This is a genomic window from Solibacillus sp. FSL K6-1781 (assembly GCF_038630735.1).
In the GTDB taxonomy this organism is placed as follows: domain Bacteria; phylum Bacillota; class Bacilli; order Bacillales_A; family Planococcaceae; genus Solibacillus; species Solibacillus silvestris.
The window spans coordinates 3746449-3760796 of the sequence record NZ_CP152038.1; the positions used below are offsets into that span (position 1 = coordinate 3746449).

Annotated in this window: 10 protein-coding genes, 3 rRNA genes and 2 riboswitches; of the genes, 2 read left to right on the forward strand and 11 right to left on the reverse strand. The window is 42.3% G+C overall.

Annotation, left to right across the window (positions count from 1 at the left end; genetic code table 11):
• Nucleotides 1–7: 7 nt before the first annotated feature.
• The 6 genes from purK to MHH37_RS19030 all read right to left on the reverse strand — a co-directional run bounded on the left by purK (nt 8) and on the right by MHH37_RS19030 (nt 5508).
• Nucleotides 8–1132 (reverse strand): 5-(carboxyamino)imidazole ribonucleotide synthase, encoded by a 1125-nt coding sequence (gene purK, locus MHH37_RS19005; protein ID WP_065217655.1) that lies wholly within the window; start codon nt 1130–1132, stop codon nt 8–10.
• The gene (gene purE, locus MHH37_RS19010; RefSeq protein WP_014822577.1) at nt 1129–1617 is read right to left on the reverse strand and encodes a 5-(carboxyamino)imidazole ribonucleotide mutase; all 489 of its coding nucleotides are present in this window, start codon (nt 1615–1617) and stop codon (nt 1129–1131) included. The genes purK and purE overlap by 4 nt, the downstream gene beginning before the upstream one ends.
• A 169-nt stretch (nt 1618–1786) precedes the next feature.
• A riboswitch (purine riboswitch) is annotated at nt 1787–1886 on the reverse strand.
• 98 nt (nt 1887–1984) lie between these two features.
• A complete protein-coding gene (locus MHH37_RS19015) occupies nt 1985–2173 on the reverse strand; it encodes an NETI motif-containing protein (protein WP_008408744.1) in 189 nt (62 codons plus the stop codon).
• A 152-nt stretch (nt 2174–2325) separates the two neighbouring features.
• Complete coding sequence (locus MHH37_RS19020; protein ID WP_342574268.1) at nt 2326–3363, reverse strand: outer membrane lipoprotein carrier protein LolA; 1038 nt, start codon at nt 3361–3363, stop codon at nt 2326–2328.
• A gap of 1 nt (nt 3364) precedes the next feature.
• Nucleotides 3365–4813, reverse strand: a complete 1449-nt coding sequence (locus MHH37_RS19025; RefSeq protein ID WP_342574269.1) for a HAMP domain-containing sensor histidine kinase — start codon at nt 4811–4813, stop codon at nt 3365–3367.
• Nucleotides 4810–5508, reverse strand: a complete 699-nt coding sequence (locus tag MHH37_RS19030) for a response regulator transcription factor (protein ID WP_342574270.1) — start codon at nt 5506–5508, stop codon at nt 4810–4812. Before MHH37_RS19030 ends, MHH37_RS19025 begins: the two co-directional genes overlap by 4 nt.
• 199 nt (nt 5509–5707) lie before the next feature.
• Between MHH37_RS19030 and MHH37_RS19035 the strand changes: the two genes are divergently transcribed.
• Nucleotides 5708–6178 (forward strand): GNAT family protein, encoded by a 471-nt coding sequence (locus tag MHH37_RS19035; protein WP_342574271.1) that lies wholly within the window; start codon nt 5708–5710, stop codon nt 6176–6178.
• 58 nt (nt 6179–6236) lie between these two features.
• On the opposite strand, the gene rrf is transcribed toward MHH37_RS19035, so the two are convergent.
• From rrf to MHH37_RS19060, 5 genes are all read right to left on the reverse strand, one after another.
• Nucleotides 6237–6352 (reverse strand): 5S ribosomal RNA (gene rrf, locus MHH37_RS19040).
• An 87-nt stretch (nt 6353–6439) separates the two neighbouring features.
• A 23S ribosomal RNA gene (locus MHH37_RS19045) occupies nt 6440–9368 on the reverse strand.
• A 235-nt stretch (nt 9369–9603) separates the two neighbouring features.
• Nucleotides 9604–11160: ribosomal RNA gene (locus MHH37_RS19050) — 16S ribosomal RNA — on the reverse strand.
• Together the 16S, 23S and 5S rRNA genes form the textbook arrangement of a ribosomal RNA operon.
• 403 nt (nt 11161–11563) lie before the next feature.
• Nucleotides 11564–12040, reverse strand: a complete 477-nt coding sequence (locus tag MHH37_RS19055) for a GNAT family N-acetyltransferase (protein ID WP_342574272.1) — start codon at nt 12038–12040, stop codon at nt 11564–11566.
• A 97-nt stretch (nt 12041–12137) separates the two neighbouring features.
• The gene (locus MHH37_RS19060) at nt 12138–13472 is read right to left on the reverse strand and encodes an NCS2 family permease (protein ID WP_014822570.1); all 1335 of its coding nucleotides are present in this window, start codon (nt 13470–13472) and stop codon (nt 12138–12140) included.
• Between the two features lie 143 nt (nt 13473–13615).
• Nucleotides 13616–13717: riboswitch (purine riboswitch) on the reverse strand.
• A 201-nt stretch (nt 13718–13918) separates the two neighbouring features.
• Between MHH37_RS19060 and MHH37_RS19065 the strand changes: the two genes are divergently transcribed.
• Nucleotides 13919–14326 carry an NUDIX domain-containing protein gene (locus tag MHH37_RS19065; protein WP_342574275.1) on the forward strand — a complete coding sequence of 136 codons (408 nt, stop codon included), beginning with the start codon at nt 13919–13921 and terminating at the stop codon, nt 14324–14326.
• Nucleotides 14327–14348: the final 22 nt, after the last annotated feature.

The following is a 14348-nucleotide window of genomic DNA, read 5'->3' on the forward strand; positions in this document are numbered from 1 at the left end:
TCTCCTTTTACTCCGGCCAAATACCAGAGTCTGTTATTTGTTGTAATGCTGTATTTATATCATCTGTCATGATTGTAACATGACCCATTTTCCGGTTTACCTTTGCTTCTGATTTCCCGTACAAATGTACTGACCAGTCAGGAAATTTTGAAATTGAATTTGTTAGTGGAACGACATGCTGACCAAGTACATTCACCATAATTGATGGTGCCCACAGTTTTGGTTTACGTAGCGGCCATCCGCATACTGCACGAATATGCTGTGTAAACTGGGAAATATTGCATGCCTCAATCGAATAATGGCCTGAGTTATGCGGACGTGGCGCACATTCATTTATTACGATGCTGCCATCTTCAAGGACGAACATTTCCACTGCCAATGTTCCGATCAGTTTCAGTGAATCAGCAATTTTAAGTGCAGCTTCTTCAGCTAATTGTGCTGTCGACTGTTCGATACGGGCCGGGACAATCGTTTCATGTAAAATGTGGTTTATATGAATGTTTTCTCCGACAGGTAAGCAGTATGTTTCACCATCACCATTGCGCTGAACGATGACCGAAATCTCTTTCGTAAATGGAACAAAACCCTCTGCAATACATTGTGAATGTGTAAATAAATCTTTTGCCAGTTGTAAGTCCTCAGCTGATTTCAATAACTGCTGGCCTTTCCCGTCATAACCGCCCCGTGCTGTTTTAACGATACATGGGAAGCCGATTTCTCCAATGTTTTCTAGCAGCTCTTCATATGTAGATGCGACAATATACGGTGCAACCGGACAGCCTGCCTCAACAATCATTTGCTTTTCTGTGACACGATTTTGTGTAATGCGCACAAGCTCTGCGCCTTGAGGAACATAGGCCATTTGTGTTAAACGTTTCAAACCATCGTAATCGATATTCTCAAACTCATATGTTATGACATCACTAACTTCCGCCAGCTCTTCCAATGCTGCTTCATCATCGTAAGCTGCGACAATTCGTATGTCTGCCACTTGCCCACAAGGCGAATCCATTGTTGGCTCCAGTACTGCGATTTTATAGCCAGCTTCTTTTGCGGCAACTGCCATCATACGACCAAGCTGACCACCGCCTATGATGCCGATTGTTTGTCCAGGGTAAATCATTTTCGTCACGTTAAGTCACCTGTGCTTTCCAAAACTTGCGCTTTTGTCGCTTCACGTCGTGCCTCAAGCTTTGCAGCAAGTTCCTGATCAAACGCTCCTAAAATTTGCGCTGCAAGCAGGCCTGCATTTGTTGCTCCTGCCTTGCCAATTGCTACAGTCGCGACAGGTACACCACCTGGCATTTGGACAATCGATAATAGTGAATCGAGTCCGTTTAGCGCACGTGACTGTACAGGTACCCCAATTACAGGTAACGTCGTTTTTGCTGCTACCATACCTGGTAAATGAGCTGCTCCACCAGCCCCTGCAATAATTACTTGAATACCGCGTCCACGCGCAGCTTCCGCATATTCAAACATTAAATCTGGTGTGCGATGTGCTGAAACGACTTGCTTTTCATAAGGCACTTGCAGCTCGTCCAAAATGTCACAAGCATGCTTCATCGTTTCCCAATCACTTGAACTTCCCATAATAACGCCAATTTTCGGATTCATGAGTTTCGCTCCTTTAAACATCTTCGCCATTTGTGTAATAAATGTAAAAAAATCCTCAAATAAATTGCTCTCTACGCTCTACGCATGAGAAAGCAATCTACTTGAGGACTGAGCATTAAAAGTATATGTAGATAATTGCATTGAGATCCACATCCTTTATTTCATCATACCTGAAGTTGCTTTCCCACATAGTCCGGTATTTACGGTGCCGGGTAGAGACACTAGAGCCATATTCTCTAGCATATATGAGGGATTAAATGTTTTTCCTGTACACATTTTAACAAGGGTTACGCATAAAATCAATGCAAAAATGCGAACAATATTTTTAAAGCAAAAGATATTGTTCGGTTTTTAATCGAGTAGTACGTTATTCTTCTATTAATACACCTTTAAATTGTATTTTTTGACGCAAATAGATAGGCTCGCCATTTACTTCTTCGAACACCGGCTCTTCTCTGCGCCCAAATGGCATATAGCCATCTTTCTTCATTCTTTCAAGGCATTGCTCGATTGTTTCATTTTCTTCTACTTCATACCATACTTGCTTTTTAGCCAAAAAGGTCATCCTTCCACATGTAAAATATCGCTCTAACTATACCACGATACTTTTAGTACTTTCTAATAGAATGGTCTTATTTTGTGAACGATTTGTCACAAGTAAAATTAAAACGGAGCAATCACAAATTTCCTGTAATTGCTCCGAACTGTTTATTTTATAATCTCCATTTGCTCTGTTAACTGCAGTATTTCCTCAAATGTTAAGTCCGGATTTTCTAAAATCACATTATATCGTAAACCTTCTTCATCCCATTGGATTGTTTTGAAAGTACCCAACTCGATTTTAGAACCCTTTTGTCCGCGCACTTCAATCAGTTCTTCTTCCTCTCCAATTGACTGTATTGGCTTAAAGATTGAAAGCGAGAATTGTTTATCGCCATTTTTGGAATATGTTAAGGCAATCTCTCCCGTATCAGTAACCCCCATGTCTTCAATTCCTTCCATTGTGTAACCAAGGGATTCAGGGAATATTAAAAATGGTCCAATCTTCTCGACAGCCTGCTCTACTGTCAATTGTTCCAATGGCTTGAAAGATTCGACCTTAACAACGGCATCTTCGGGTATGTCTACACTAAATTTAGCATCGTCAATTTTACTGTTTGGCTCAAATTTCGTAAATTCAGAAGTTATTTTCATATCGCCACTTGCCGAAATCGTTTTTAATGTCATCCATGTTTTTTTATCTACCCAAATTTCTATATCCCCAATAAGCGTATTTTGCTTTTTGGCCTTTGCAATTAAATGGTACGTTTCATGCCCAGCAATCTTTTCTTCTTCACCAATTGTAATATCGTGGGAATTTTTTATTTGTTCCAACGTATGCAATGCCTGCTCTTTTAACGTTGGACGAACTAAACTTTCTACTTCTGGCCCTAGCTCAAAAATCATTGCTTCATTCGTTGTTTTCGAATAGGAAGTTAATGTTTTGCCATCATTAACCGCAATCGATTCTTCTCCTGTGGAATCAACCATTTCTACACGTGTCTTTCCTTTTTTCTCCCATTGCTTCGAAAGAATCTCGGTCCCGTCGTCCATTGTTGTCTTATATTCTCCATAATAAGAATCAAGTTCAGATGTTTCCTGCATCGCCTGATTCAATATTTCTTGGGGTGAGTAATTTTCCTCATTGCTGCATGCCGCTAAAGACAGCGTTAAAATTAATGTTGCTGAATATATCATTTTTTTCATTTTATCCATTCCCCTCTTCTTCAATTGGTGGTAGCCAGATGACAATTGCTAATTGATCTTGCTGTGTTTTAGCTTTAATTGTCCCATTATGCTTAGCGATAATTTGCTTTGCAATACTCAAACCGAGACCAGCCCCTCGCTCACCTATATGGCTTCGAGAAACATCAAACTGATACAGCGGCTCAAACATTTGCTCACACTGCTGTTCCGATATGGTCACCCCGCTATTTTGGACGACGATATATACGCCCTTTTCCGTAAAGTTATCTGCAACCCTTTTTGTACTCCATGCAGGAATATTCAGCGTTTCAAATGCGGATATATAAATCGCTCCTCCCGGATTTGTGTACGTCCAGGCATTCGCGACAACATTATCGACAACGCGCATCAATTGCTTCGGATTTACAAGATAACTCCCTTCCACATTGGCTGTCGTCTTTGCTTCAAACCCCTTTTCTTTGCTGATTTGTTCATAGTCGCCCAAAAGCATATCGAAAAACTCTTCGCCTTCAACTTTTACAAGTTCCAGTTCATATGTCGGTGACTGCAATAATGTTAGCATCATTAAATCATCAAGCAACTGCTTCATATAATCTGATTTGGACTGAATGATCTGCAAATACTCCTGATGATCCCTTTCAGTATGGTTCCCATGCCGTAAACTTTCTGCATATGCTTGAATTGATGTTAGAGGCGTTTTCAAGTCATGTGACAGACTGGCAATCATAAATTCCTTTTGCTGCTGCTCTAATGCAAGCTTTTTTCGAGTCGCTGTAATTTCCTGCTGCATTAATTGAAAGCTCTCGGTTAGATCTCCGATTTCATCCTTTTTTACCGGTAGCGGACTAGTTGCTTCATCCTTGGCGAAAGCGCGCATTTGTTTCATTAGTCTTTTTACCGGCTTATTGAGGCGCCTATTCAGCATATAGACAACCGCCCCATATAACAACAGCATTACTACAATTAAACTCGTTACGACAATAAGTGATTTTGTGTTTACTTGTTCCAGCCATTCTGAACGAACGAGCGTAATCTTGTATACACCCTTAATTTCCCCATCTTCATAAACAGGTTCTTTATAAACGAATGTTTCATAGTTTTGTTTAAATTCAAACAGACTTTTATAAACAGCACTTTTTGATTCAAAACCGTTCAAAGAGTTGATTAAATTCGAGGAATAATAAATCTTGCCATTCGGACTGTACAGCGTAATCATCAACTGATCGGATGTCAGTTTCTCGATTTCCTTATAATTAGCATTAATCGTGTAAAGCGATGGATTATCCAAATAATCTTTTATATCTGATACAACTGCCCACTTCTCAAAATACTCATCAAGACTTTTATCTTGGTAGTAATCGTTAATGGATACATATAGCCCATACAGTGCAAGTAACGGTAATATCATGATAAGCAAATACGTAAGGAGAAGCCATGATTTAATTTTCATACTTGTTCACCTATAAAACGGTAGCCCTTTCCCCATACAGTTTGTATATAGTTAGGTGATTTTACAGGATCCTGCAGCTTCTCACGCAATGCTTTAATATGCACCGTTACCGTATGTGTTTGATCCAGCTCAACTTGGTGCCAAACATGTGTATACAACGCTTCCTTTGTAAATAGCTCGAAAGGATTTTGTGCCAATACTTTCAGTAACGCAAACTCTTTTTGCGTCAAGCTAACTTCAACCTCTTCGATATAAACACAGTCTTTTACCCAATCAATTTTTAATCCATGTACATATGAAATCATATCTTCTGCTGTGAAAACTCTATTATATCTCTGCCATCGTCGTATTTGAGAACGAACACGCGCTTTTAACTCTTCTAAAGAAAACGGCTTTGCCAAATAATCATCGGCATCTTGTAACCCTGTGACTTTATCCGATTCATTACTTTTTGCACTGATCATAATAATTGGAACATCACTTTGCAGTCGAATATGTTCAATCATTGATAGCCCATCCATTTCAGGCATCATCCAATCAACAAGTATTAAATCATAGCTACCGGCAGAAAAATCTTCTAATCCTTCAATCCCAGTCGTTGCCCATGTCACTGCATAGCCTTCCTTTATTAAGGTGTCTTTAATAATGCGCGCAATTTCACGGTCATCTTCCACTAAAAGAATTTGTTGTTCCATCATGTACGCCTCCTACCATCACTATAACAAGTAATTTTATCGATAATTGTGACTTTATAAATCCTTTATATTTTATCTTACTTTGTTATGTCTGTTTAAAGATAGCCAAAGTTACCTTTCACAGTAAAGATGGTCGTTTTAAAATGGAAATTTTATGTTACTATCAATTGTGTAAATAAATAAAAGAGGTGTCACAATAATGGAAATCTTTATCGAAAAGATGAACAGTAAGATGGCCACTACCATTCTCGGATGGAAATATGAACAGCCTTACGATTTTTATAATAATGAACAAAGTGATGAGGCTTTGGAAGAATTAATGGATGGATCGTACTATGCCATTGCTGATAAAAATAAAGAGGTAATTGGATTTTTCTGTATTGGAGAGAGTGCTCAAGTACCTAGAGGAAACCATTTCGGTGTTTATAAAGCAGATTTAATAGATATGGGAGTCGGAATGCACCCAAATCTTGTTGGAAAAGGCAATGGGTTCGAGTTTTGTACAGGCATTATGAAATTTATTGAGGAGAAGTATCCAAGTAAATCACTAAGATTAACCGTAGCGATGTTTAATCAGAGAGCCATTCATTTATATAAAAAGCTTGGTTTTGTTAAAGAAGATGAATTTAGTAATGACGTTACAGAATTTATGACAATGGTGAGAATATAAAAAATAAAACTATTTATAACAACAAAAAAACCACTGATTCCTCAGTGGTTTTGCGTGTGCGAAGCGACGTCCTACTCTCACAGGGGGAAGCCCCCAACTACCATCGGCGCTAAAGAGCTTAACTTCCGTGTTCGGTATGGGAACGGGTGTGACCTCTTTGCCATCATCACTTCACTATAGTGGGCTTTAAATAAGCCTATGTAAAAGAATTTCATTCTTTCAAAACTGGATAAACGTTTCATTGAATTTGTGCAATAAAATGTGGTTAAGTCCTCGACCGATTAGTATTCGTCAGCTGCATGCGTCACCGCACTTCCACCTCGAACCTATCTACCTGATCGTCTTTCAGGGGTCTTACTTACTTGCGTAATGGGAAATCTCATCTTGAGGGGGGCTTCATGCTTAGATGCTTTCAGCACTTATCCCGTCCATACATAGCTACCCAGCGATGCCTTTGGCAAGACAACTGGTACACCAGCGGTATGTCCATCCCGGTCCTCTCGTACTAAGGACAGCTCCTCTCAAATTTCCTACGCCCACGACGGATAGGGACCGAACTGTCTCACGACGTTCTGAACCCAGCTCGCGTACCGCTTTAATGGGCGAACAGCCCAACCCTTGGGACCGACTACAGCCCCAGGATGCGATGAGCCGACATCGAGGTGCCAAACCTCCCCGTCGATGTGGACTCTTGGGGGAGATAAGCCTGTTATCCCCGGGGTAGCTTTTATCCGTTGAGCGATGGCCCTTCCATGCGGAACCACCGGATCACTAAGCCCGTCTTTCGACCCTGCTCGACTTGTAGGTCTCGCAGTCAAGCTCCCTTATGCCTTTACACTCTACGAATGATTTCCAACCATTCTGAGGGAACCTTTGGGCGCCTCCGTTACTCTTTAGGAGGCGACCGCCCCAGTCAAACTGTCCGCCTGACACTGTCTCCTACCCCGCTAAGGGGCATGGGTTAGAAGTTCAATACAACCAGGGTAGTATCCCACCGACGCCTCCTTCGAAGCTGGCGCTCCGAGATCTCTGGCTCCTACCTATCCTGTACAAGTTGTACCAAAATTCAATATCAGGCTACAGTAAAGCTCCACGGGGTCTTTCCGTCCTGTCGCGGGTAACCTGCATCTTCACAGGTACTATAATTTCACCGAGTCTCTCGTTGAGACAGTGCCCAGATCGTTACGCCTTTCGTGCGGGTCGGAACTTACCCGACAAGGAATTTCGCTACCTTAGGACCGTTATAGTTACGGCCGCCGTTTACTGGGGCTTCAATTCACAGCTTCGCTTGCGCTAACCGCTCCTCTTAACCTTCCAGCACCGGGCAGGCGTCAGCCCCTATACGTCACCTTACGGTTTTGCAGAGACCTGTGTTTTTGCTAAACAGTCGCCTGGGCCTATTCACTGCGGCTTCTCTAGGCTATGCACCCAAAGAAGCACCCCTTCTCCCGAAGTTACGGGGTCATTTTGCCGAGTTCCTTAACGAGAGTTCTCTCGCACACCTTAGGATTCTCTCCTCGACTACCTGTGTCGGTTTGCGGTACGGGCACCTCTCACCTCGATAGAGGCTTTTCTTGGCAGTGTGAAATCAGGAACTTCGCTCATACGAGCTCGTCATCACAGCTCAACGTTATAGTATGCGGATTTGCCTACATACACGCCTTACTGCTTGAACACGCGCAACCAACGGCGTGCTTACCCTATCCTACTGCGTCCCCCCATTTCTCAAACGGTGAGGAGGTGGTACAGGAATATCAACCTGTTGTCCATCGCCTACGCCTATCGGCCTCGGCTTAGGTCCCGACTAACCCTGAGCGGACGAGCCTTCCTCAGGAAACCTTAGTCATACGGTGCATGGGATTCTCACCCATGTTTCGCTACTCATACCGGCATTCTCACTTCTAACCGCTCCACCAGTCCTTCCGGTCTGACTTCAACGCTGTTAGAACGCTCTCCTACCACGCATACTCAAAGTATGCATCCACAGCTTCGGTGAATCGTTTAGCCCCGATACATTTTCGGCGCAGCGTCACTCGACCAGTGAGCTATTACGCACTCTTTAAATGATGGCTGCTTCTAAGCCAACATCCTGGTTGTCTAAGCAACGCCACATCCTTTTCCACTTAACGATTACTTGGGGACCTTAGCTGGTGGTCTGGGCTGTTTCCCTCTTGACTACGGATCTTATCACTCGCAGTCTGACTCCCGTGTATAAATATCCGGCATTCGGAGTTTGTCTGAATTCGGTAAAGCGAGATGCCCCCCTAGTCCAAACAGTGCTCTACCTCCGGTATTCTCAATCACGAGGCTAGCCCTAAAGCTATTTCGGAGAGAACCAGCTATCTCCAGGTTCGATTGGAATTTCTCCGCTACCCACACCTCATCCCCGCACTTTTCAACGTGCGTGGGTTCGGGCCTCCAGTGAGTGTTACCTCACCTTCACCCTGGACATGGGTAGATCACCTGGTTTCGGGTCTACGACCACGTACTAATTCGCCCTATTCAGACTCGCTTTCGCTGCGGCTCCGTCTTCTCAACTTAACCTCGCACGTAATCGTAACTCGCCGGTTCATTCTACAAAAGGCACGCTATCACCCATTAACGGGCTCTAACTACTTGTAGGCACACGGTTTCAGGGTCTATTTCACTCCCCTTCCGGGGTGCTTTTCACCTTTCCCTCACGGTACTGGTTCACTATCGGTCACTAGGTAGTATTTAGCCTTGGGAGATGGTCCTCCCGGATTCCGACGGAATTTCACGTGTTCCGCCGTACTCAGGATCCACTCTGGAGGGAATGAACTTTTGACTACAGGGCTTTTACCTTGTTTCGCGGACCTTTCCAAGTCGCTTCGTCTAATTCATTCTTTTGTAACTCCGTATAGAGTGTCCTACAACCCCAAAGAGCAAGCTCTTTGGTTTGGGCTCTTCCCGTTTCGCTCGCCGCTACTCAGGGAATCGAATTTTCTTTCTGTTCCTGCAGGTACTTAGATGTTTCAGTTCCCTGCGTCTGTCTTCAACACGCTATGAATTCACGTGAAGATACTATCCGATTAAAGATAGTGGGTTCCCCCATTCGGAAATCCCCGGATCAAAGCTTACTTACAGCTCCCCGAGGCATATCGGTGTTAGTGCCGTCCTTCATCGACTCCTAGTGCCAAGGCATCCACCGTGCGCCCTTATTAACTTAACCAAAAGTTAACACTTAGATCAGAGATCTAAGATTTAAGTTTACACGTCAATTGCTTGACTTGTTTAAAAATCTATAAAATAGAAATTTGATTTATTGCTTTCAATGTCGTTTTATCCAGTTTTCAAAGAACGAAGTGTTTTGAAGTATTTCATTCATTTAAGAATGAACCTTCAAAACTGAACAGCAAACGTTAATGTTTCATTCCCCGAGGGAATGATTCCGAAATAATCCTTAGAAAGGAGGTGATCCAGCCGCACCTTCCGATACGGCTACCTTGTTACGACTTCACCCCAATCATCTATCCCACCTTCGGCGGCTGGCTCCATAAAGGTTACCTCACCGACTTCGGGTGTTACAAACTCTCGTGGTGTGACGGGCGGTGTGTACAAGGCCCGGGAACGTATTCACCGCGGCATGCTGATCCGCGATTACTAGCGATTCCGGCTTCATGTAGGCGAGTTGCAGCCTACAATCCGAACTGAGAACGGTTTTATCGGATTAGCTCCCCCTCGCGGGTTGGCAACCGTTTGTACCGTCCATTGTAGCACGTGTGTAGCCCAGGTCATAAGGGGCATGATGATTTGACGTCATCCCCACCTTCCTCCGGTTTATCACCGGCAGTCTCCTTAGAGTGCCCAACTGAATGATGGCAACTAAGAATAAGGGTTGCGCTCGTTGCGGGACTTAACCCAACATCTCACGACACGAGCTGACGACAACCATGCACCACCTGTCACCGTTGCCCCCGAAGGGGAAACTATGTCTCCATAGTGGTCACCGGGATGTCAAGACCTGGTAAGGTTCTTCGCGTTGCTTCGAATTAAACCACATGCTCCACCGCTTGTGCGGGCCCCCGTCAATTCCTTTGAGTTTCAGTCTTGCGACCGTACTCCCCAGGCGGAGTGCTTAATGCGTTAGCTGCAGCACTGAGGGGCGGAAACCCCCCAACACTTAGCACTCATCGTTTACGGCGTGGACTACCAGGGTATCTAATCCTGTTTGCTCCCCACGCTTTCGCGCCTCAGTGTCAGTTACAGACCAGACAGTCGCCTTCGCCACTGGTGTTCCTCCAAATCTCTACGCATTTCACCGCTACACTTGGAATTCCACTATCCTCTTCTGCACTCAAGTTCCCCAGTTTCCAATGACCCTCCCCGGTTGAGCCGGGGGCTTTCACATCAGACTTAAGGAACCACCTGCGCGCGCTTTACGCCCAATAATTCCGGACAACGCTTGCCACCTACGTATTACCGCGGCTGCTGGCACGTAGTTAGCCGTGGCTTTCTAACAAGGTACCGTCAAGGTAGCGCCAGTTACTACGCTACTTGTTCTTCCCTTGCAACAGAGTTTTACGAACCGAAATCCTTCTTCACTCACGCGGCGTTGCTCCATCAGACTTTCGTCCATTGTGGAAGATTCCCTACTGCTGCCTCCCGTAGGAGTCTGGGCCGTGTCTCAGTCCCAGTGTGGCCGATCACCCTCTCAGGTCGGCTACGCATCGTTGCCTTGGTGAGCCGTTACCTCACCAACTAGCTAATGCGCCGCGGGTCCATCTTATAGTGACAGCCGAAACCGTCTTTCAACTTTCAAACATGTGTTAAAAAGTATTATTCGGTATTAGCCCCGGTTTCCCGGAGTTATCCCAATCTATAAGGTAGGTTACCCACGTGTTACTCACCCGTCCGCCGCTAAAATTTTAAAGGTGCAAGCACCAATAAAATTTCCGCTCGACTTGCATGTATTAGGCACGCCGCCAGCGTTCGTCCTGAGCCAGGATCAAACTCTCCATAAAAGTAGTTTGAAAGCTCATTTGCTTTGCTAGCGATCCAACTTCGTTAGAAGTTGAAATCTATTGTTTGCTTCATTTAAGAAGCTTGTTTCATTAACGTTGCTTGTTCAGTTTTCAAGGTTCATTGTGCTAGTCGTTTGTGCGACTGTTTTAAATTTTAACAGTGTTGTTTATGTTTGTCAACAACTTTATTAAAATTTATTTTTTCGTTTGTGTTGTTTGCGTTTGTTTCGCAGCAACGTGATTAACTATACACCCGTTACAAAGGTTTATGCAACCCTTTATTTAAAGAAAAAATTTTCAGATTTTTGCAATCTGACTTATATTGAGTTTCTTCCTATTATATATAAAGTAAAGTTAATTTACTTGTCACCCAACAATAAGTTGTTTCTCCCTAAGGAAATAACTATTGAATAGCCATTCTCATTTTTCTGCTGACTGTTTTCATGTTATGTTTTTTATAAAATGCAATGGCCTCTTCATTGAATTCCCACACATTTAACTCCACTTCATCAACATGCATTCCCTTTGCCCACTTCAGACAAGCTTCAAATAACAGCGATCCGATTCCTTTCCGTTTTTCTGACTGGTCTACACCAAAGTCATGAATGTATGCAAATCTTCTATGAACTAATGAAGGGAATTTTGGAGAATCTTCTATACTGATGACAGCAAAGCCTATCACTTTATTTTCTTCCCGTGCAATTAATACTGTACTTTGCTCTTGTTCAAGCAATTCCATATAATATTCTTCTGGCATAACACTCTCTACTTGGCGAAATACCGTACCATCCCCTTTAACATGATCATCATGTCCTTGCCTTACTAAACGATTTACTTCTATATAGTGTTGTTCCGTTGCCTCTTCAATTTTAATACCCATTAAACTCTCCTCCTTTACTTAATTCAGTTCGATCCAAAATTATATTTTCCTGCAAAAATAAAAAAACCAGTCAACAATAGTTGACTGGTGAATGATTTTACATTGAACCGACCGTACCTAAATAAATCAGGAAGAGTACTGCGAAAATATACATAATCGGGTTTACTTCTTTCGCTTTACCTTTTAACACCATTGTTAATGGGTAGAATACGAAACCTACTGCAAGACCCGTTGCGATTGATGATGTTAATGGCATCATTAACATTGTGAAGAATGCTGGTACAGCTACTTCGAATTTATTCCACTCAATTTGTCCAAGCGAAGATACCATTAAAATTCCTACAACGATTAATGCCGGTGCAGTAACTGCGTTTGTTACAACACTTAATACTGGTGATAAGAATAGTGCCAACAAGAAACAGATCCCTGTAACGATTGAAGCGAACCCTGTACGTGCACCTGCTCCAACCCCTGCTGAAGATTCTACATAAGATGTTACTGTTGAAGTCCCAAAGATCGAGCCTGAAATAGAAGCGATTGAATCTGAGATTAACGCTTTACCTGCACGAGGTAATTTATTATTTTTTACAAATCCCGCTTGGTTGGCAACAGCCATTAAAGTACCCGCGTTATCAAAGAAGTCTACGAATAGGAATGATAGAATAACTGATACCATTGTTAGCGTATAGAATTCAGGATCAGTGAATGCTGAGAATAATTTACCGAAAGTTGGTTCAACACTTGGAGGTGCCGAAACAATCTGAGATGGTAAATCAACTAAACCAAAAATCATACCGGCTATTGCTGTAATGGCCATTGCTATAAATACGCCAGCTTTCATTCCACGAACTAAGAAAATGACTGTAAGCAGAATACCAAAAATAGCTAACAATACTTCAGCATCGTGCAAGTTACCTAAACCGACAACTGTTGCCTCACTTGCAACGATAATACCCGCGTTTTTTAAACCGATGAATGAAACAAATAATCCGATTCCCGCTCCAACAGCAATTTTAAGCTCCATTGGGATGGCATTGATTAATTTTTCACGTAATCCTGTAACTGTTAATAGTAAGAAGAATACGCCTGATACAAATACTGCAGCCAAAGCATGTTGCCAAGGGCTTCCGTTTGTTAATACAACCGTATAAGCAAAAAATGCGTTTAAGCCTAGACCGGGTGCTAAAGCTAAAGGATACCTTGCAACAATCCCCATAACGAAACATCCAATTGCTGCCGAAACAGCTGTTGCCACAAATACCGCACCGTAATCCATGCGTAGTGCATCTGGTAAACCTTCAATATCAGATAGCGTTAAAATGCTAGGGTTTACTACTAAAATGTAAGCCATTGCCAAGAATGTTGTAAAGCCACCTAAAATTTCTCGGCGATAATTAGTTCCAAGTTTATCGAACTCGAAATACTTTTTCATAAGAAACTTTCCTCCGTGTTGTCGTCTTCAACATCTAAAGAACACTTAACCTTAAAAACAAAAAAGACACGCAAAGCATAAATGCCGCATGTCCACGATTTAAGGAAAATAAGTATATTACACTCCCATTACAGTAGTTTTGTAACAACTTATTTATAAATCGTAGTCGAATCATTTACGGTGATTCGGTAGAAACTCACGGGCCATATTCCCGACATTATACGACGACGTATTTAATTTACGTTAGTAATATATCATTTCAATTTTTAAATTACAAGCTATTTCCGAACGTTTTTTATATATTTTAGATCATAGTTCGTAAAAACATCCGTAAATTAGCCATTTTCTTCTATTGATGTGTATTTATTTGTTATTAATAAACTTGGCATAATCAAAGATTCAATCTAAAATTCTAGTATATTCATACAAAATAGGGGGACTTTAACTTGAATGAAATTAAGGTTGTTGTAAAGGGTGTTCTTATTAAAAATAATAGATTACTCATCGTGCAGCGTTCTCAAATTGAAACTGTCAGTGCCGGCACATGGGAGACTGTCGGTGGGAATCTTCATTTCGGCGAGTCATTTGAAACTGCACTAAAGAGGGAATTTTCAGAAGAAGTAGGACTGAATATTACTGTTAAAAATCAATTATTTTCAACAACATTCCATACGAGCAAAACACGCCAAATTGTACTACTCACTTTTTTATGTGATACAAAAGAAGAGCAAATTACGGTGTCCGATGAACACGAACAATATTTATGGGCGACAAAGGATGATCTGCTCACTTTATTGCCGCAAGAGATTATCGAAGACTTCTCCCAGCATAATGTATTAGATTTATTAAACTAATAAAATAATTTTATAAAAAGTT